The organism is Alteromonas sp. DYW1, assembly GCF_059752595.1.
The window spans coordinates 1,755,373-1,774,548 of the sequence record NZ_CM186038.1; the positions used below are offsets into that span (position 1 = coordinate 1,755,373).

Below are 19,176 nucleotides of genomic sequence, written 5' to 3' on the forward strand. Positions count from 1 at the left end.
CTTGGTTTTCGCAGTACCAGACAGACCAAGAATAATCGAGTGAATAATGTGCAGCAATGATTAATTGCTGTTATCAGCGCAAACAACATTTTTTGGCCTTGCGCGAACTTCCACATGGACAGGGGTCATTACGCCCAATTCTTAATTTACCTGTTGCTGGCAATATTTCCCCGTCAAGGTAACGCCACTGCGCGTTTTCAAGCACAAACCGTGATTCTTCAGCGAGGCAATACACACTGTTTTTGTCTTTGTAAAATGCATGGAATTTAACTTTACCGCCACTTAATCCTTGCTCATGTTCACTCACAACTAACCTTAACCACTGGGTATTTTGGTTGTCATTAGCCAGATCCTTGGCGGTAATGTTTGGTCGGGAACTGGCCGCATAAGTATTTAGTACATAGTCAAAGGCTTTAATTGCATACGCGGTGTAGCGCGAGCGCATCAGGGCCTCTGGCGACGAGGCTGCATTATTTCCTTCAATCAGTGGCAAACAGCAAGCGTTTAACCTGTTGTCAGAACCACAAGGACACGGCTGTTGGGGATTACTCAGATAACTCATCTACACTTACGAGGCATTTATCTTTAAATGTAGACAGGAAAAATTCTACTTCAGGCATATTTTCTACATAGTCAGCCAGCATAGACTCAAGGCGTTGTTTAACATGATGAAACTCGCGATTGCCGAACGCAATTTCATCACAAGCTTTGAGGTAGGCCGCTATTAAATCAGCGGCTTTAACGATACGTTTATACTCGGGATCAACGGCAGATTGTACGATCAGCGGCTTAAACTGCGCTTGTAAAGCTTCAGGTAAAGTTTCTAAGCACTCCAGTTCGGCAATCTCTTCTAATTTTTTGAATTCTTTAGTTAATTCAGGATTGTGATACTTGGTGACATGGTTAATATCTTGTAGTTTGGTTTCTGAAATCTCGTGATAAAGCGCTACAGTTACAGCCTTTTCAGCACTGATTTGCCCAGCAAAATAATGATTTTTGATCACTGCAAGTAAATGGGTGATCACTGCCACTTGATGGGAGTGCTCTGCGACATTTTCATTCTTAACCGAGTGCATCAATGCCCAGCGTTTGATGAGCGGCATGCGCAAGATCCACGCGAGAAAAGTACTTTGTTTCACGTTGGGTTAACCCTGTTTGTAGTAACTAAAGAAATGCGCTAGTCGATCCAGAGCAGTATTGAGTTCGTCGAGATGCGGCAAAAACACCAATCGAAAGTAAATTCCATCCTTAAGATTAAATGCGCGGCCATGGACTAACAGGATCTTTTCATTATCCAGTAGATCCATGATCATTTGTTCATCGTTGGTAATATTAAATTTCTTGGCATCGACCTTTGCAAAGCAATACATCGCACCTTTAGGTACGACGCAGCTAATGCCATCAATGGCATTCAATTTATGTGCAGCGAGATCGCGCTGTAATTTCAATCGCCCGGTGTCATGGATTAATTCATTGATGCTTTGATAGCCACCTAAAGCCGTTTGGATTGCATGTTGGCATGGCACATTAGCGCACATTCGCATGGACGATAGGATGGTTAAACCCTCAATATATTCTCGTGCAGCCAGTTTGTTGCCACTGACAATCAGCCATCCGGCTCGAAATCCTGCAACGCGATAATTTTTAGAAAGTCCACTAAAGGTACAAATAACCAGATCATCAGCCATAGAAGCAATGCAATGATGCTGTGCTTCGTCATATAAAATTTTGTCATAAATCTCGTCGCTGAAAATAACCAAATTATATTTTCGTGCGAGAGCAATTACCTCATTGAGGAGCGCTTGGGTGTACACCGCACCGGTTGGATTATTTGGGTTGATCAGTACGATTGCCTTGGTGCGATCCGTGATTTTACTTTCGATATCAGCGAGGTCAGGGAACCAATGCTGTGCTTCATCGCAGCGGTAATGTACCGGAGTACCTGATGATAGGCTAACAGCAGCAGTCCATAGTGGATAGTCAGGTGCAGGCAAAAGGACCTCGTCACCGGTATTGAGAAGTGCTTGCATGGACATCATGATCATTTCACTGACGCCGTTGCCGATGAAAACATCCTCAATCGCAGTATTCTTCACACCTTTAGATTGGTAATACTGCATAACTGCAACGCGGGCAGCATAGATGCCTGTAGAGTCAGAATAACCTTGTGCATTAGGCAAATTACGAATGACGTCTTTAAGAATATCGTCAGGCGCCTCAAACCCAAATGGAGCAGGGTTGCCGATATTCAACTTTAATATCCGGTGTCCTTCGTCTTCTAATTTACGCGCTCGCTCGGCTATCGGGCCACGAATGTCGTAACAGACATTATCTAACTTTCGCGATTTACCAACTTTATTCATTAAAATGCCACCTTAAATCTAGGTAGCTAGGGTAATACAGGCGGGTAGTTGCTGTTAAGTGATTATTCAGAATAGACAGTAAAAAAACGTTACATTTTCTGCCTTGTATAGTTTTTGCACAGCACTACACTATACTTTAGGCACAGTTTATTGAGGTTAGTGTATGCCATTACCATTAGTTTGGCTTGGCGCTGGCGCCGCTGCATTGTTGGCGGGTTCAAAGATCAGTCGGGAAATGCAAAAGTCCCAAGGACACATAAATCATTTTCCTGGTGAGTGCGCCGTTCCAGTCGCTCCAGCTAATGGCTCGGTGGTGTGTTGTGGCATTTATGAACTCTTTCAACACACTGGAATTTGGGTGGATGGACAAATTGTCGAACTACGCGGCAATGGGTTGATCCGCGCGATCTCGCCTGAACGGTTTTTACATGAGCGCAGTGGTAATCGTATATATGTCGCCTGCGACCAATCTCGTCAGCCGTATGCCGGTGATGACGTTGCAGCGCGTGCGCTGGCTCGCGTCTTCGATTATTCTGAATATGATCTCTTGGACAACAACTGTCACCGGTTTACCTGTGCTTGTGTTGTTGGGTACGACCATCCGGTTACCCGTTTTGCCGACCTTAACCGCAGATTGAGTAAGCAATACGGTTCAGCGTTGTTTTGGCAACCTGCAACCTATTGATGTGCAATTGCTATATCGGCAGGGCGGCACTCCGGTACTACAAATAAAATAGCAGACCCAATAGCAATTGCATGCATCGCTTTAAAGCGCAGAAATTTCTTCAGCACATGGCAAATCACTGATTGCTATCTATACTTTGTAAATAAGATGTGAACTAAACGCATGTTTTAGTGCGTATCTTTTATTAGTACCAGTGATCAACAGTGATCCTGCTTACACTGTTAGATAGCATTCATAAGGAATCTACTATGTCGCAACACTTCAAAGAAACACCGCAGAACGCCATCACTGAGAGCAAGATAGCTCGGGTTATTCCGTGCAAGGAACTTGATGTTGGTGACCCGATTAAGTGGTTGTCATTAGGGTTAAGAGATTTCTTCAGAACCCCTGGGCTTAGCGTGTTTTATGGCGTGCTATTTGCGATTATTCCCTGGTTTATTGCGTATTTAGTGCAATTAACGGGTTGGCACTTGGTTATTTTACCAGCCATTGTTTGTTTTATGTTGATTGGTCCTTTCCTCGCCGCTGGTCTCTATGACGTTAGTTGGGAGTTAGAAAAAGGGCATAAACCCTCACTCCGGCATTCATTACGTGCGATTACTCGCAATGCGGTAAACGAGTGGGGCTTTGGTATCTTATTGATGGTGTTGATGATTTTCTGGCTCCGCGTTGCTGCATTGATCCATGCGCTGTATCCATCCTACCTGGATCCAACATTAGAGAACTTACTGCCGTTCCTGGCGCTTGGAACTGTGGTGGGAGCTGGATTTACCATGCTGGTATTTTTCATCAGTGCATTTACCCAGCCGATTTTAATGGAGCGCAAAGTTGATATTGCAACTGCTGTGCTAACTAGCATGAACGCAGTTTGGGTTAACAAAGTACCTATGTTTATTTGGGGCGGAATTATCTTCTCTGCAGTTGCTTTGGGCTTTGTAACGGGGTTTGTAGGTTTTATCTTCCTTATGCCTTTGATTGGCTATGCCAGTTGGCATGCATACATTGATGCGATTGAAACTAAAGTTGAGCGGAAGTACGAATAATTACCACGCTGTAATAAACTCTTTAGCATTGTCCACATCAAGTAGAGTGTATGTTTAACCGTCAAACTGAGCCTGAATTCGAGTGTCGCTCGAATTCAGGCTTTTTAGTTCTAGGCTGTGACCCAACGGCCTACCCAGTTGCGACATTGGCGCCACAACTTAGCGTAGTGGTGACGCATTTTCAGCAGCAGTACATAAGCGAGTGGTACTAATACCAAACTGGTTAGGGTTGAGAAAATTAGGCCACCGATGATCGCTATAGCCATAGGGGAATAGGGTGGGCCATCCCCTCCAATCCGTGTTGTTCCCATCGCCAACGGGACTAAACCAAGTACGGTAGTAGCTACCGTCATAAGGATCGGTCTAACACGTGAACTACAACCGTCAACGACGGCATCAATTAAGCTTGCGCCCTGATTGATCAGTTGGTTGATCCTATCCACCAGTACAATACCGTTGTTAACTACAATCCCCATTAAGATCAGCATGCCAATCATGCCCATGACCGACATGGGTGTACCGGTAAAGAAAAATGCCCAAAAGACACCGGTGAATGAGAATAGTAATGACGTTATTACCGCGGTTGGCAACAATAATGACTCAAACAACGCGGCCATAACCACATAAATCATACAGACAGCTAATAGCATATTCATCTGCATCACGGCTGCGGCTTCATCTTGGCGATTAAAGCTACCATCGAACGTCCATTGATAACCGGTAGGAAACTCCAAATGAGACATCACATTAGTGATCCGCTCGCGCGCTTGTTCGAGCGTCAAGCCTTCATCAAGATTTGCGCCAATCGTAATGGCGGTCTGGCGGTAGCTTCGGCTTATTTGTGATTGTTGCTGTTGCACTGTGATATCTGCTACCTGATCCAAGGTGATCTGCTGCGTTCCATTTCTGCGGATCACTAAGCCTTTAAGTTTAGCCAACGAACTTTGCAAGTCTTCGCCATACATCATGCGAATATCAATTTCACCAGAGGGATCATGACGGAAGGTGCGCAGTGGTGAACCACGCAGTGCGGTACCTACAATGTCGGCGATATCTGCGGTACTTAACCCGGCCTTAAAGGCTTGGTCACGATCCACTCTGACTTGCAGTTCTTCGCGCATTGAACCGGTATCTGCACGCACGTCAGAGAGTCCTTCAATGGATGCCAGTACAGGCACCACCTGTTCAGAAAGGTCGAGCAAGCGTTCGGATGATTCACCCAATAAAGTGAGTCTTACTCCACCGCCATTGTCGGTATCCCATTGAAATGAGGGGCGCGCTCGCACAAATGAAGGCATTTCATCGCGGATCATTTTCTTCAAATCGGCCACCGCAATCGGCAAGTCATCATTGAGGGTGATACCTGATACCGCATGACCTGGGTTATAGTAGGTATAGACTTGTTTAATATGGAAGCGTTCCTGATTCGCATATAAGTACTCCTCCATTTTATTGACGGTTTTTTCAACTTCTTCAAGGCGATAATTAGTTTGCATATGATAATTCAGCCAAATCCGCTCTTGATTGTTGTTGCCGTCTCCGTCTTGAGTAACAAATTGCATCGGGATAGCTGTACTGACCAAAATCAATACTGCAATTAATGACGCTTTCCCGGGATTACCTAACGTCCATTGCAGGCTCTTACGATAAAATGCGAGTGCTTTGCCTGGGCCCTGTTGCACCTGTTTTTTGGGGGGCTGCTTAATTTTACTGGCCAACAATGGGATCAGGGTTTGTGCAATCAAGAGTGATGCAAATAGCGATATACAAATTGCGATCGCGACGTGCTCCAAGAACACGGTTACGTCAATTTTAACGCCGACAATATTCGGTAAAAAGACTATCGCAGTGGTCGTTGTTCCAGCAATCACTGCTAAACTAACTTTACCTACACCTTTTTCTGTGGCCTTTTGGTTATCGTTTTCGGTTTCTTTTTCTTGGAAGATACTTTCGGTCACTACTACCGCATTGTCGACTAACATGCCTACCGCTAACATTAGGCCCATTAGCGATAGAATGTTCAGTGAATAACCAAACAAATACATCATTCCAAGCGTAATACAAATCGAAAAAGGGACCGACAAAACGACTACTAATGTGGTGGTGATTTGGCGCAGAAATACAAATAGTATGGCAATGGAAAGGGCCGCACCTAGGAGTCCTGCGGCAATTAAATCACTGAGTGATTCGGTTACGCTGGCGGCAATATCATCCATAACAAAAAGACTAATGCCATTAAATGCCGGATCAGTTTTGGCCCGGTCAATAACCTGCATAACGCGTTCGGACACTTCTACAAGATTGCTGCCTGATTCACGATAAATATTAAAGCCAACGGCATAGGTCCGGTCTAAATGTCGACCTTCATTACGTTCAGGGGTTTCATAGCCTACGGTGGCTATATCACTTAAACGGATCCCGCTTTGCACCATTAAGTCACGGATATCATCAAGGCTTCTAAAATCGCCCTGTGGCATTAACGTGATTTTTTGCCCCTGATCGTAAAAGTAACCAGCATTGATAGAAAAATTGGCATTGCGCAAAGCGTCAGACAATTGGTTGGCATCGACATTTAGAGCCGCTACGCGTTCCGGATCAATGCGCACAACAATGTGCTTCTTAAGCACGCCGTAAAGCTCAACTTTAGACACGCCAGGAACCCGTTCGATAGGACGTTTTAAGTTACGGTCAAGAAGATCGTAGGCATTCGATAAGTCGCGCTCACTGGATACCCGTAATTGAAAGATTGGCATATCGTTAGTGTTAAACTTAAACACTAAGATCCGATCGACATCATCAGGCAATAAATGGCGGATAGCATCGATTTTTTCGCGTGCTTCGATACTTTTAGCTTTGATGTTTTCGTCCCAAGCAAATTCCATGAAAATCTCAGCGCGGTCTTCAAAACTATTCGCAAACATCCGTTTTATTCCCGACATGGTTGCTACCGCTTCCTCAACAGGACGAGTGATCATTCGCTCCGTCTCTGCTGGCGTTGAATCACGATAAGGGATTTGGATAACCATTTGCGGGATATCAATGCCAGGGAACTTCTCCAGCGGCAGCAAGCGACCAGCAATTGCACCAAAAATTAGCAAGGTAACAAACACCATGCATACGGTAACAGGGCGGCGCATGGCAAAACGAGCCAGCGCAGCGCCTGCAATTTCAAACTTATCCATATACGGGCTCCTCAGACTGACTCGGGCTTGTCATTGCTTGCGCAGGCTTTGGTGTAAACTGCTTACGTTCAAACAAACTATACATCACTGGCAGGAGAACTAATGTCAGGACCGACGAGAACAACAGACCAAAAATCACCGTAATTGCCATTGGCGTGCGGACTTCAGCACCTTCACCCATACCTAAAGCCATGGGTAATAAACCTAAGATAGTGGTCAATGTTGTCATGACGATTGGACGCAAGCGCTGCAGCGCAGCCTGCTTGATAGCGGCGGTTTTATCTTGCCCTTCAGTACGGAGTTGATTGATTCGATCAATCAAAACAATCGCGTTATTTACGACGATCCCGGCGAGCATGATCAAGCCGATAAACACCACAACGCTAACGGTCGTTCCGGTCATCCATAAGCCATAGATAGAACCAGCGCCAGCTAGTGGCACAGCCATTAGGATCAAGAGCGGTTGGAACAAAGATTCAAATTGACAGGCCATAACCAGATATACCAAGAATACAGCTAAAGCCAATGCGAGTTGTAAACTGGTAAAACTGGCTTGCATATCTTCATTTTGCCCAGCGATTCGAGCAGTAATACCTACTGGCAGTTGATATTGATCGAGAATAGCCTGAGCAGCAGCGACACCTTGCTTGATGTCGCCAAATGCCAGGTTCGCGCTAATCACAGCAACTCGTTGTTGGCCAATCCGCGTAATTTCACTGGGGCCGGTTTCCATGGTTAAGTTAGCCAGTGCACTTAATGGTAAAGGCTGGGCTGCGTTGGGATTTACAATAATGTTGCCAATATCGGTCAAATTATCACGCTGTTGCTCAGCGGTACGGACTAAAACATCAACTTTGCGATCATCAATTGAAAACTGTGTGGCAATATCGCCCCCGACTTTTGCTGCGATCAATTGAGATACCGAGGCTGCATCTAAGCCCAATTGATTCAGTTGAGAATGGTTAAAATTAATCGCCAATTCTGGGTTGCCCGGCCGTAACGACGTATTAATATCAGTAAAGCGAGACTCTGCATTAAATTGTTCAATCAATGCCTGCGCATGTCGCTGTAAAGTTGCCAAGTCATAGCCATTTAACTCAACTTGTATTGGCGCAGCAAAGCTAAACAATTCTGGGAAAGCAAAATTCGTGGTTACTCCGGGTAGCTTGCTCGCATGCGCTCGGATGGCTTCCATCGCGGCATCCACATCACTTTGTTCACTGCCAGCAGCCATTACAACGTTCACTTTACCCCAATGGTCACCGCCTTGGGACGGAGCGGCTGACACTAAGCTACCTGTTCCAGCGAGAGAATAGGTGCGTTCCACCGATTCAAGTGTTTGCGCAAAGGCGGCAATATTCGTTAAGGTTGCATCAGTTTTCGCCAGTTGAGTTCCGGCAGGGAGATTGATTTCAACAAAAAATTCGTTTTGTGCCATGCGTGGGATCAGTTCCATGCCGAGGCGAGGGATTAATAATGTGGCAGCCAGAGCTGCGCTGACAATTATTGCAAACGTTGCCAAACGCGCTTGTAAGGCCAAAGCGAGGACATGCGTATACATGGATTGTAATCCCGCAAAGAACACATTAAACAGCATCACGAAGGGTTTGAAGCACCAATACAGGCCTTTACTTAGCAAACGCCAAATAAACACCAATGCCACCATAAAGGCGCCGGGAATAACCACAAAACATAACTTCCCAACTAGCTTGAAAGGAAGCCCCAAATAGCCAACAACTTTGCGCCATCCATGCGGTGCAGCATGCGCTTGTTTGGGTTCCGAAAAGTTCTCTTCAAATGCAAGAGATTTAGCGCTGGAACGGCTGGCAAGCATTGGGATCAAGGTAAGTGCGACAATCAGCGAAGCCAGTAGCGCAAAGGTTACCGTTAATGCTTGATCACGAAACAATTGACCGGCGATACCTTCCACAAAGACCAATGGAAAGAATACTGCCATCGTGGTTAGCGTTGAGGCCGTAATGGCACTCGCGACCTGCTTAGTGCCATGTTTTGCTGCATCTTGGTTAGTTGCCCCTTGTTGTTTCTCACGGTCAATGTTTTCCAGAACCACAATACTATTATCAACGAGCAAACCAATCGCCAGTGCGATGCCACCAAGGCTCATGATATTCAGCGATATATCATTGCCATACATAAGATTGAAGGTTGCGATGATCGATACTGGAATTGAGACTGAGATGATTAGCGTTGGCCAAAATGAACGTAAGAACAAATAGATAATCACCATGGCTAACAAACCGCCAACCAAACCTGCCGATTTTACATCGTTAATGGCTTGGGAAATAAATTCACTCTGGTCATAGATCTTGTTCAGCGAATAGCTCGCGGGTAACTGTTGTTGGATATTACCCAGTGCCTGTTGGATGCGCTCAGCGACGGCAACACTGTTCGCATCCCCCTCTTTGTAAATGGCTATTTCACTGCCTTGCAAACCTTTGAAGCGGGTTGCTGAATCCTGCTCTTTATAAGCCTGACGCACTGTTGCGATGTCACTAAGGCGAATATTTCTGCCATTGCGGGTCGCAATAAAGAGTTCGGCAATGTCGTCAATCGATTCAAATTGATTGACCGTACGCACTAAGAACGCTTGTGCTCCGTCGTTAATACGTCCACCCGCAGTGTTAACGTTTTCCCGTTTTAAGCGATCAACAACAGTACTTAAGGGAATATCTAACTGGCTGGCACGCGATTGGTCAACTTGAATATGAATTTCATCTTCCAGACCTCCACCAATGCGCACACTGGCTACGCCCTCAATGGACTCCAAACGACGTTTAATTTGTTCTTCTGCATAAATCCTAAGTTGCTTGAGTTGATCCGTTGTCGTTTGTTGACCCGCTTGTTGAAATCCAAGTCCAAGTTTTACGATCGGATCCAGGGTAGGGTTAAACCTCAATAAACGCGGTTTATCTACATCTAACGGTAATAACAAAACATCCAGTTTTTCTCGCACTTCAAGGCTTGCAAAGTCCATATCAGTGCCCCAATTAAACTCAATCACGACGTCTGACTGTTCGGGTCTTGAAGTGCTAGTTATTTTCCGGATCCCTTTTACCACTCCGATACTTTCTTCAATGGGTTTGGTAACCAGCTGCTCAACTTCTACAGGTGCAGCGCCATCATAGTCAGTTCTTACTGTCAGCGTGGGGTAGGACAGCTCAGGTAACAAACTGACTGACAATCGAGATAACGACACCATGCCGAAAAGTAAAATGGCAAAAGTGAACATGCTAATAGCAACTGGGCGTTTAACCGCTAAATCTACAATTTTCATAATCGTTCCTTTGAGGCTGAAAATTAACCCAAGTTGTCAGCTATAACTTCAACGGGAGATTGATCTTTGAGGTTATGGTGGCCTGCAGTAACGACCTGTTCATCGCCGTCAAGCCCATCCAAAATTTCAACATAATCAGCGTTTTGGAAACCTGTAGTGACGGCAACTTTCTTTGCAATTCCGTCAGCGATGACAAATACACTGTCTTTATTATCAATCGACAATAATGCCCGTCTAGGGATCAGTGTAGTATCGCTGTGAGTTGCGTATTCGAGTTCAACTTCTGCAAACATTCCTGCGAGTAACACATTGTCAGGGTTCGGAACTCGCAGAGTCACTTTAAAAGTACCGGTTTTTGCATCGATAACCGGGCTGACACGCTCGACAAATGCATCGACTGAGCTATTACCAATGGCAGCAATAGTTAACGCTGCTGGTTGATTGACCTTAATATTTGCAAGCTCTTTTTCTGGTAGATGGACAACTCCTTGCAGTTCGCGTTGTTGCACGATATGGAACATACGCTCACGCTGGAAACTTTCTGTTAGGTTACCCACTTTGGCATTTCTTTCCGCGATATAACCGCTGATTGGAGCGACAATAGTTGCTTCTTTCAGGTCAAGTTCGGCAATAGCCAAGGATGCCTTTGCCGACGCATGTTGCGCCGTTAACTTATCGTAAACATCATCACTTACCAGCTTTTGTGAATACACTTTATTGATTTTTGCCAACTCTTTTTCAATGCCTTGCAATTCAGCTTGCGCTTTTTGCAAGTTTAATTGGTAACGCTGGGCATCTAAGCGCGCTAGTACTTGGCCCTTTTCCACATAATCACCCTCTTCAACGTAGATCGCGTCGATGATCCCTGAGGCGCGGGCAACTACGAATGCTTCTTCTTTGGCTTCTAGCACGGCAGTTGTCGCATATTGTGAGCTAATATCACCGGCTCCTGCATGTGCGGCTTCAACTGGGATCGCAATTACCGTTTCTTCAGCAGCAACCTCGGTTGGCGCACTTGCACCGGCATCACCACAACCTGTCAGTGGAGCTATTGATAAGGCGATGGCACAGAATAGAGCAGTGGTTTTCAGCGGAGTTGAGAATGTCTTAGCGTTCATAAGTGAGTGTCCATTAGGTTTTACTCACTGTAGAGCATCAGTTGTGCCAGATTTGCATATGAAAATAAATATCAATAAAAACAACTAGATAGATTTGTTTTTGGTGGGTTGAATAATAACTGAACATGTTGTTTTGGCGATTTTCACTAAATGATGAAAATCGCCACTACTATTTAGTTCAAATAACGAAACTATCCGTTTACTGGCTTAATTTCATAACTGGTCGTAATGTTAACGGCTCCATCGAGCATAAGCATAACGCTACAATACTTCTCTGCGGATAATTGAACTGCACGTGCCAAATGTTTTTCCTTCACATCATTACCGCTGACGACGTAGTGTGCATGGATAGTTTCAAATACTCGAGGAGCATTCTCAGCCCGTTGCGCAGAGAGTTCGCAATAGCACTCGACAATATCTTGTCGAGCTTTGCGTAATATCTCAACCACATCAACCGATGAACAAGCACCAGCTGCCACAAGCACTGATTCCATGGGGGAGATAGCCTGCTTATCGCCATCCATTACCACCTCATAGCCAGTATCGGTTTTGCCTTTAAACGAGAGTCCCCCTTGCCAGGTTACCGTTGCTTTCATCTTACTACTCCACTAATTTAATACTGTCTTTACTGAGCAAAATGCGTTTTTCTTTATACAACTTACCAATAACTTTTTTGTAAGCACCCTTACTCACGCCAAACAGGGCGTAAATTTCGTCCGGGCTACTTTTATCAGTAACTGTCAATATGCCGCCGTAATTTTTCAATTCATCCAAGATCTGTTGTTCAAGGGTTTTACGCCCTTGTTTACTATCACTGAGCATAGTGATATCAACTTTTCCATCATTACGAATCTGTTTAATAAATGCGTTAATGGTATCGCCATTATGCAGTTTTTTTACCGCATCAGAATGAAACAATAAACCGAGAAAGGTGTTATTGATTAGCACCTTATAGCCGAGGTCAGTTTTCGCATACACGGTTGCTGAAACCGCCTGATGGGGTTCAAACTTGTCCTGTTCACCCAGTTTTTCGGGATAAAAGTAGTGTAAGCGAGTACTACCGAGTAAACGCTGACTCTTCTCATCATAATAGACATGAACTAAATATTGCATTCCCTCTGCAATAGGGCGTTCTTGATCCTTTTTTAATACCAATAGATCGCGTTCAAGGCCCCAATCAAAGAAAGCCCCAAAATCAGTTACCCCTTGTGCAGTTAACAGCGCAATTTCGCCTTCACAGACGGTTGGTATCTGGGTATTTGCGGATAACTGGCCGTTTTCATCTGGCGCAACAAACACGGTTACCTCTTCACCTAGGTTTAGTTTTTGTGGCGTACACACGGTGGGAAGCATTACCTCGCGCTCATCTTCTGGATGCGTTAATACGTATGCAAATGGCGTTACGTCAGTGACATTCAAGCGATTAGGTTTACCGATCTGGATCATTCTTTAACTGTTCTGATTGTGTCATCATAGTATTGTACGCATAGTCGTAACAAAGCAGAACCGGATTTAGAGGATATTCATCAATATGCACTTAAATTGTGACCTTGGAGAAGATTATGGTGCATGGAAAATGCCCGTTGATGAGCAGATCATGCAATACATCGATCAAGCCAATATTGCCTGCGGTTTCCATGCTGGCGATCCGACCGCAATTAAGCGAACTATTCAGCAAGCTGTAACGCACAAAGTCTCAATTGGCGCACATCCGTCCTATCCTGATCGCCTTGGTTTTGGGCGCAGAAGCATGAAGGTGGCTCATGTTGATTTGGTAGCCCTCATCCAATATCAAGTCGCTGCATTGCAATCAATGTGTCGTTTAGCGGGGGCTGAACTCACTTATGTTAAGCCACATGGAGCGTTGTACAATGATTTTACGCTCGATGCTAATGTACGCAGGGCAACGATGGAAGCCGTAAGCGCATTTGAGTCGTTGTGCTTAATGGTGCAAGGAACCGGGGACGAGAGGCAACAAACTTTTACGCGGGAAAGTAACGAGTTTGGTTTATCACTTATTTTTGAAGGTTTCATTGATCGTCGTTATCAAGCCGATGGAACGTTGACACCACGCTCTCAGTCAGGCGCGCTTTTAACTTTTGATGAAGCACTGGAACAGGCCAAGTTATTAATCCAACAACAGCGGGTTGTAGCGAGCAATTCGCAATCCATTGAGTTGGCCGTGAGTAGTCTATGCATCCATGGAGACAATCCTGAAAGTATCGCGCTAGCAAGTGCGGTGCGTAATATGTTGTAAGCCTTGGAGACACAAACGTGGTCAGCATACATTCCAGTTGGAATATTCGTGATTATCAAATCTGTGGTGAACAGAGTTTGTTGCTCTATTTTGCTGGTGCTAGTTTAGCCGAGCAAAATACCTATGTGACACAATGCTTCTCTTACTTATATGAGAGAATGCCGCATTGGGTAACGGATCTGGTGCCAAGTTTCGATAGTTTAATGGTGGTTTTTGATACGGCATATGCGGATCACTATGCTGCGTTGCAACTTTTCAATGACCCCTACAAGCCCGGTACTACTGACAACGTGACTCACGAATATCAGGTGGCGGTGACCTATTCTCTAGCACCTGAGTTCGATCTGGCTGAATTAGCACAGGCTCTCGAGGTGCCGCCCCAACACATTATCGAACAACATTGCGCACAGCCTCTGCGAGTTTATGCGATTGGTTTTGCGCCTGGATTTGCGTACCTAGGTGAGCTTCCCAGTAGTATTCGGGTTAGCCGCCGTAGTTCTCCCCGTACACATGTTCCAGCGGGCGCTGTTGCCATCGCGGATAGTTATTCTGCTGTGTATCCAGAGTTATCGCCAGGGGGGTGGAACCTACTAGGGCGGGTGGCTGATTTGGCCGCATTTCATCAATTAGAGCTTCGCGTAGGGGATAGTATATTATTCTATCCGCACAGCATAGAGAGTTAACCGGACTATGGCTCTGCAAATTACTCAGGTGCCGCTGCTAGCATTATTAATTGATAGAGGACGCCGGCGCCATCAGCATTTTGGGGTAACCGTCAGTGGCCCTATGGATTGGTTTGCCTTTGAGCTCAATCGGTACATACTAGGTTTACCCCATGATGCAGCCCAAATAGAGTTACATCAGGGGCGATTCAGTGCCTTAATTGAGACAGATACGCTAGTTAGCGCAGCAGGTAGAGATACTATGCTAACGATAAATCAGCAGCCTCGGGCCTGCGCACAAGTGCACAAGGTCAGAGCGGGAGATGTGATTAGCGTCGAAAATCCTTCTCGTATCGCTTACTTTGCGCTTGCCGGTGTGATTCAATGTGCATCGGCATATGGCAGTCAGTCATGCGTGGTTAGAGAGCATGTCGGTGGCATCGATGGTCAGGGGAGTGCATTGGCTGAGGATGATAAGATCCGTTGGCAATCGCTGGGCAAAACGCCACGCCCACTCACTCAACCGCAGATAGAGGCTTTACTGCGGTTATCTAAACAAGTCTATACTCAGCGAGCCGTTGGTATTATTACCGGCCCGCAAAGACAGCGATTTTCACGCTGTGAATGGATACGTTTTATGACTAATGAGTACGTAGTGAGTGGTCAACGTAACCGCATGGGGTATCGCCTGTGTGGGGCCTCAATTCAAGCCAGAGATTACAAAATGCGCTCTGAGCCGCTACTCATGGGCACGATCCAAATGCCTGCTGATGGTCAACCCATCGCTATGATGGCTGATCATCAAACACTCGGTGGCTATCCCAAAATAGCGCAGATTGTGCGTTGTGATTTGCCCTATTTTGCGCAGTTGGCGACCAATGGGTCAGTTTCTTTTACCGAGGTTGATCCAGCAATTGCATCTTTTAAATATCATCGTATATTGGGTCGGCTAGCGCACATTACCGCGCCTAACTAACCACAATCCTAACTTAACTCGAGAGCCTACATGACGATTGCCTACTTGAATGGAACTTATTTACCTCTAGACCAAGCCAGAATTTCACCGTTGGATCGTGGTTTTTTGTTTGGTGATGGGATCTATGAAGTCATTCCCAGTTATGCAGGGCAGATTGTTGGTGGACGCTTGCACGCTGAACGGTTAGAAAATGGACTAAGAGCCATTGGAATATCTGTTTCCGCCCCACAAAATGATTGGTTAGGGGTTGTGAAATCGTTGGTAGACAAGAATCAGACTGAGTTTGCAAGCGGTAATATCGGCGTTTATCTGCATGTTAGCCGAGGTGCAGATACAAAGCGTTTTCATGCCTATCCTGCGGACATTACTCCGACCATTTTTGCCTTTGCCTTTGAGATCCCGCCGTCAAGACCTGCAGACCGAGAGCAGGCTTTGGGGCTCAAAGTCATGCTGCAAGAAGACTTACGCTGGCGTCGCTGTCATATTAAATCAACCTCACTACTCGGTAATGTGATGCACTTTCAGCAAAGTCAGGAAGGCGGAGTTAATGAAACGATATTGTTTAATGAACAAGGAAATATTACTGAAGCAAGTGTATGCAATGTATTTGCAGTCATCGGTGGCGAAGTTGTAACACCGCCATTGGATAATCAACTATTACCTGGGATCACACGTCATTTAGTCATCACCAGTTTGCAAGCTGAGGGAATTCAGGTGCATGAGCGCGACATTCATCGCGATGAATTATTCAGGGCTAGTGAAGTTTGGCTGACCAGTTCGAGCAAAGAAATAGCCCCGGTGATAGAAATCGAAGGTAAACCGGTTGGTGATGGAAGCGTTGGAAAGCTGTGGGAGCGCGCATTAGCTTGTTATCACGCCCACAAATTTAATTTATAGCTCAGTCGCTACTCGTGTCGCAATTTGGATCATTGCACTCACCATAAAGGTACAAACTGTGGTGGGTGAGAGACATGTTGTTTTGTTTCGCCACTTCTTCTTGGCGTTTTTCAATGATGTCATCTTCGAATTCAACAACCTTACCACAGCGCAAGCATACAAGATGGTCGTGGTGTTTTTTGTGACTAATCTCAAATACCGATTTGCCACCTTCAAAGTGATGGCGATTTAAAATTCCAGCATCATCAAATTGGTTAAGCACGCGGTAAACAGTTGCGAGCCCAATTTCTTCACCTTGCTCAATAAGGATCTTGTAGACATCTTCAGCGCTAATGTGTTGATTATCCGGCTCTTGCAGAATTTCTAAGATCTTTAAGCGCGGTAAGGTGACTTTTAATCCAGCTTTTTTGAGTTCTTTATTTTGATCCATCGGTCTTTATCTGCGCTTTGGAATGTGCGTCATTATAGGGGAGTTATCAAGTTTTAAAAGGTTTTAACGATAAATTGATAGGAGTGCATTTTTTTATGCGCCTAAAAATGTATGGACTACACTAATATTAGTTGCTCCGACTGGTACGATGACAATTGCATAGCAAGGTCAATTATGTAACGCTTGGCGCAGTAAGTTGCCTGAATAATAAATAGAATATTGCACAATGAAGTTAACGGTTATTCGTAAAATTGTACTGGGTTTCCTAGCCTTGGGGATCTTGTTACTGCTCACGAGTTTTTTGAGCTACTTAGGACTGTTGGATATCAGCCGTTCGGCTGAGTCTGTGGTTAAAGAAAAAATGCCCGTGCAAGCTAAAGTGATTGAAATACAAGCAAGCACGCTTAAGTTAGCCAATATTACGACTAACGCTTTCCATGAGCGTTCTCTCGCAGCATTAGCGCAAAATAATAATACATTTGTGCAAAGCAAGTCTCAGTTTGACGCGGTGTTTACTGAACTCGCCGCGTTACTCTCTGACAGCGAGGCACAGTCATTGGCATCAAACTCGTCCTTCCTGGAACATAGTGAACACATGTACGATGCTCGCGGCCGACACTTGCGACTCCGTAACGATATTATCGCCCTCGGTGATGAGGTATTGGCCTATGCAGATGAAGCGAGTGCGTTGATGCTGGACTTGTCATATCTAAGTGGTAATGACCCCGGATTACCCACGTTAATTGGTGCGGGAACAGGCATCGACAATAAACTTGCAACTATGCTTGGAGCAATCAGAGAACTGGTGAATTCGAATGACCCGGAAGTCAGTGAAAGGATCATTGGTGACCTTGAATATTCCATCAGCAATATCCAAGTCGACAAAGATTACATTAATCGTCTTGCTGAAACCATTGATGATGAAGGGCTAGTAGAGTTGTTTAATGAACAGTTTGAAAGCCTTAAGCCAGCCTTAGAGGGGGAGAATGGCCTGTTCGCGATGCAGCGCCGCAAACTAGCCGCTATAGCCGAGGCTCAACAGGCCTTCGATGACGCACGCAGCTCATTGGACAAAGGATTGTTGAGCATAGAAGCGCTATTTGCTGACATCAGCTCTGATACCCTGCAAGGTCAGAACGATATTCTAGATAATGTGGCATTTAATGTGACTAAAAGTGTCGTCATTAGCCTGGTTGGACTCGGCGCAGTGATTGTCTTGGCGGTGTTGGCTACTCGCAGTATTTCAGTTCACCTAAAAAACATAAATATCGGCTTAAACAAACTTATTGAAGGTGATCTAACCACTAAACTGGACGATTCGGGCCACAGCGAGTTTGATAAACTGGCCAGTAAGGTGAATGAACTCTCCGGGAGTTTACGCACTTTGGTGGGGAACATATTAGAGCAGGAAGTTGCGTTGGATGATGTTACTCGTCGAAGCAGTGAAATGTCGCGGCAAAGCCTTAAACAGGTAGATTTGCAGCGCGGCAAAATTCAAGTAACGAGTCATAATACGGCTGAAGTTAGACATAAAAGCCAGAGTAATCTGTTGCAGGTAGAGGATTCGCTGAAACAACTTAAACTGGCCAGTGAGCAGAGCGATAGAGTCGTTAAACTGTTAGATGAGAGTCGGCAACAGGTAACCTCGCAAGCACAACAAGCGGAACATTCTGAAAGCATCATTGCGCGCTTAGACGAAAACAGTCGTAACATTGGCAGTATCTTAGATGTTATCAAAACCATCGCTGAACAAACTAATTTATTAGCGCTAAATGCTGCGATCGAAGCTGCCCGAGCGGGTGAGCAGGGGCGTGGATTCGCAGTGGTCGCTGATGAAGTCAGAACACTTGCGAACCGAACACACGATTCTACCGAAGAAATTGAGAAAATGATTGGCTCTCTACAAGACGACGCTAATCAAGCAGTTAAGGCTATTAGTGAAGGTAAAAACCGCGCTAATGAAAGTGTACAAGTGACACAACTAGTTAACGAGCAGGTCAGTGAAATAACGCGCTTGGTCATGCAGGTGGCAAAAATCAATGATCAAATCGTAACCGATACCAAAGAGCAAGACATACTGCTTGAACAGGCAGCAATGAGTCTCGAGGAAATCGTAAAACTGGCAGAACAGGCTGCAGCGAGTACGCAGAAATCGTCTGAAGTGACCGGTGAGATTGAAGCGCAAATGAATAGTCTAAAACAGGCTGTGGAGCAGTTTAAGGTCTAAAAAAGCCCACATCGGTGGGCTTTCTTCGTTACAACATCTTT

The 19,176-nt window shown here is 45.3% G+C and carries 16 protein-coding genes; 7 read left to right on the plus strand and 9 right to left on the minus strand.

Annotated elements, in window-relative coordinates:
* Positions 1–73 precede the first annotated feature (73 nt).
* The 3 genes from AC121Z_RS07770 to AC121Z_RS07780 are packed head-to-tail and all read right to left on the minus strand — an operon-like array spanning position 74 to position 2,363.
* Positions 74–562, minus strand: coding sequence for a YchJ family protein (locus AC121Z_RS07770; RefSeq protein WP_498127873.1), 489 nt, complete (start codon positions 560–562; stop codon positions 74–76).
* Positions 546–1,139, minus strand: a complete 594-nt coding sequence (gene yfbR, locus AC121Z_RS07775) for a 5'-deoxynucleotidase (RefSeq protein ID WP_498127874.1) — start codon at positions 1,137–1,139, stop codon at positions 546–548. Before yfbR ends, AC121Z_RS07770 begins: the two co-directional genes overlap by 17 nt.
* Before the next feature lie 6 nt (positions 1,140–1,145).
* Entirely contained in the window at positions 1,146–2,363 is a 1,218-nt protein-coding gene (locus tag AC121Z_RS07780; RefSeq protein WP_498127876.1) for a pyridoxal phosphate-dependent aminotransferase, read from the minus strand.
* A 163-nt stretch (positions 2,364–2,526) separates the two neighbouring features.
* Between AC121Z_RS07780 and AC121Z_RS07785 the strand changes: the two genes are divergently transcribed.
* A complete protein-coding gene (locus tag AC121Z_RS07785) occupies positions 2,527–3,048 on the plus strand; it encodes a C40 family peptidase (protein ID WP_498127878.1) in 522 nt (173 codons plus the stop codon).
* Between the two features lie 248 nt (positions 3,049–3,296).
* Entirely contained in the window at positions 3,297–4,091 is a 795-nt protein-coding gene (locus tag AC121Z_RS07790) for a DUF2189 domain-containing protein (protein WP_498127879.1), read from the plus strand.
* A 110-nt stretch (positions 4,092–4,201) separates the two neighbouring features.
* On the opposite strand, the gene AC121Z_RS07795 is transcribed toward AC121Z_RS07790, so the two are convergent.
* The 5 genes from AC121Z_RS07795 to AC121Z_RS07815 all read right to left on the minus strand — a co-directional run bounded on the left by AC121Z_RS07795 (position 4,202) and on the right by AC121Z_RS07815 (position 13,132).
* Complete coding sequence (locus tag AC121Z_RS07795) at positions 4,202–7,273, minus strand: efflux RND transporter permease subunit (protein WP_498127881.1); 3,072 nt, start codon at positions 7,271–7,273, stop codon at positions 4,202–4,204.
* A complete protein-coding gene (locus AC121Z_RS07800; protein WP_498127882.1) occupies positions 7,266–10,568 on the minus strand; it encodes an efflux RND transporter permease subunit in 3,303 nt (1,100 codons plus the stop codon). Before AC121Z_RS07800 ends, AC121Z_RS07795 begins: the two co-directional genes overlap by 8 nt.
* 23 nt (positions 10,569–10,591) lie before the next feature.
* The gene (locus AC121Z_RS07805) at positions 10,592–11,686 is read right to left on the minus strand and encodes an efflux RND transporter periplasmic adaptor subunit (protein WP_498127884.1); all 1,095 of its coding nucleotides are present in this window, start codon (positions 11,684–11,686) and stop codon (positions 10,592–10,594) included.
* Between the two features lie 191 nt (positions 11,687–11,877).
* Positions 11,878–12,282 (minus strand): OsmC family protein, encoded by a 405-nt coding sequence (locus tag AC121Z_RS07810; RefSeq protein ID WP_498127885.1) that lies wholly within the window; start codon positions 12,280–12,282, stop codon positions 11,878–11,880.
* Between the two features lie 4 nt (positions 12,283–12,286).
* A complete protein-coding gene (locus tag AC121Z_RS07815) occupies positions 12,287–13,132 on the minus strand; it encodes a CvfB family protein (RefSeq protein WP_498127886.1) in 846 nt (281 codons plus the stop codon).
* Between the two features lie 85 nt (positions 13,133–13,217).
* Between AC121Z_RS07815 and AC121Z_RS07820 the strand changes: the two genes are divergently transcribed.
* The 4 genes from AC121Z_RS07820 to AC121Z_RS07835 are packed head-to-tail and all read left to right on the plus strand — an operon-like array spanning position 13,218 to position 16,478.
* A complete protein-coding gene (locus AC121Z_RS07820) occupies positions 13,218–13,943 on the plus strand; it encodes a 5-oxoprolinase subunit PxpA (RefSeq protein ID WP_498127887.1) in 726 nt (241 codons plus the stop codon).
* A gap of 17 nt (positions 13,944–13,960) precedes the next feature.
* Complete coding sequence (locus AC121Z_RS07825) at positions 13,961–14,626, plus strand: carboxyltransferase domain-containing protein (RefSeq protein WP_498127889.1); 666 nt, start codon at positions 13,961–13,963, stop codon at positions 14,624–14,626.
* A gap of 7 nt (positions 14,627–14,633) precedes the next feature.
* Positions 14,634–15,581 (plus strand): 5-oxoprolinase subunit C family protein, encoded by a 948-nt coding sequence (locus tag AC121Z_RS07830; protein WP_498127891.1) that lies wholly within the window; start codon positions 14,634–14,636, stop codon positions 15,579–15,581.
* Positions 15,582–15,611: 30 nt separating this feature from the next.
* The gene (locus AC121Z_RS07835) at positions 15,612–16,478 is read left to right on the plus strand and encodes an aminotransferase class IV (RefSeq protein WP_498127893.1); all 867 of its coding nucleotides are present in this window, start codon (positions 15,612–15,614) and stop codon (positions 16,476–16,478) included.
* Position 16,479: 1 nt separating this feature from the next.
* Here the strand turns inward: AC121Z_RS07835 and fur are convergent, their stop codons facing one another.
* Positions 16,480–16,908 carry a ferric iron uptake transcriptional regulator gene (fur, locus tag AC121Z_RS07840; RefSeq protein ID WP_498127895.1) on the minus strand — a complete coding sequence of 143 codons (429 nt, stop codon included), beginning with the start codon at positions 16,906–16,908 and terminating at the stop codon, positions 16,480–16,482.
* Between the two features lie 226 nt (positions 16,909–17,134).
* On the opposite strand from fur, the gene AC121Z_RS07845 reads away from it, so the two are divergent.
* Entirely contained in the window at positions 17,135–19,135 is a 2,001-nt protein-coding gene (locus AC121Z_RS07845) for a methyl-accepting chemotaxis protein (protein WP_498127897.1), read from the plus strand.
* The last annotated feature ends 41 nt before the right edge of the window (positions 19,136–19,176 follow it).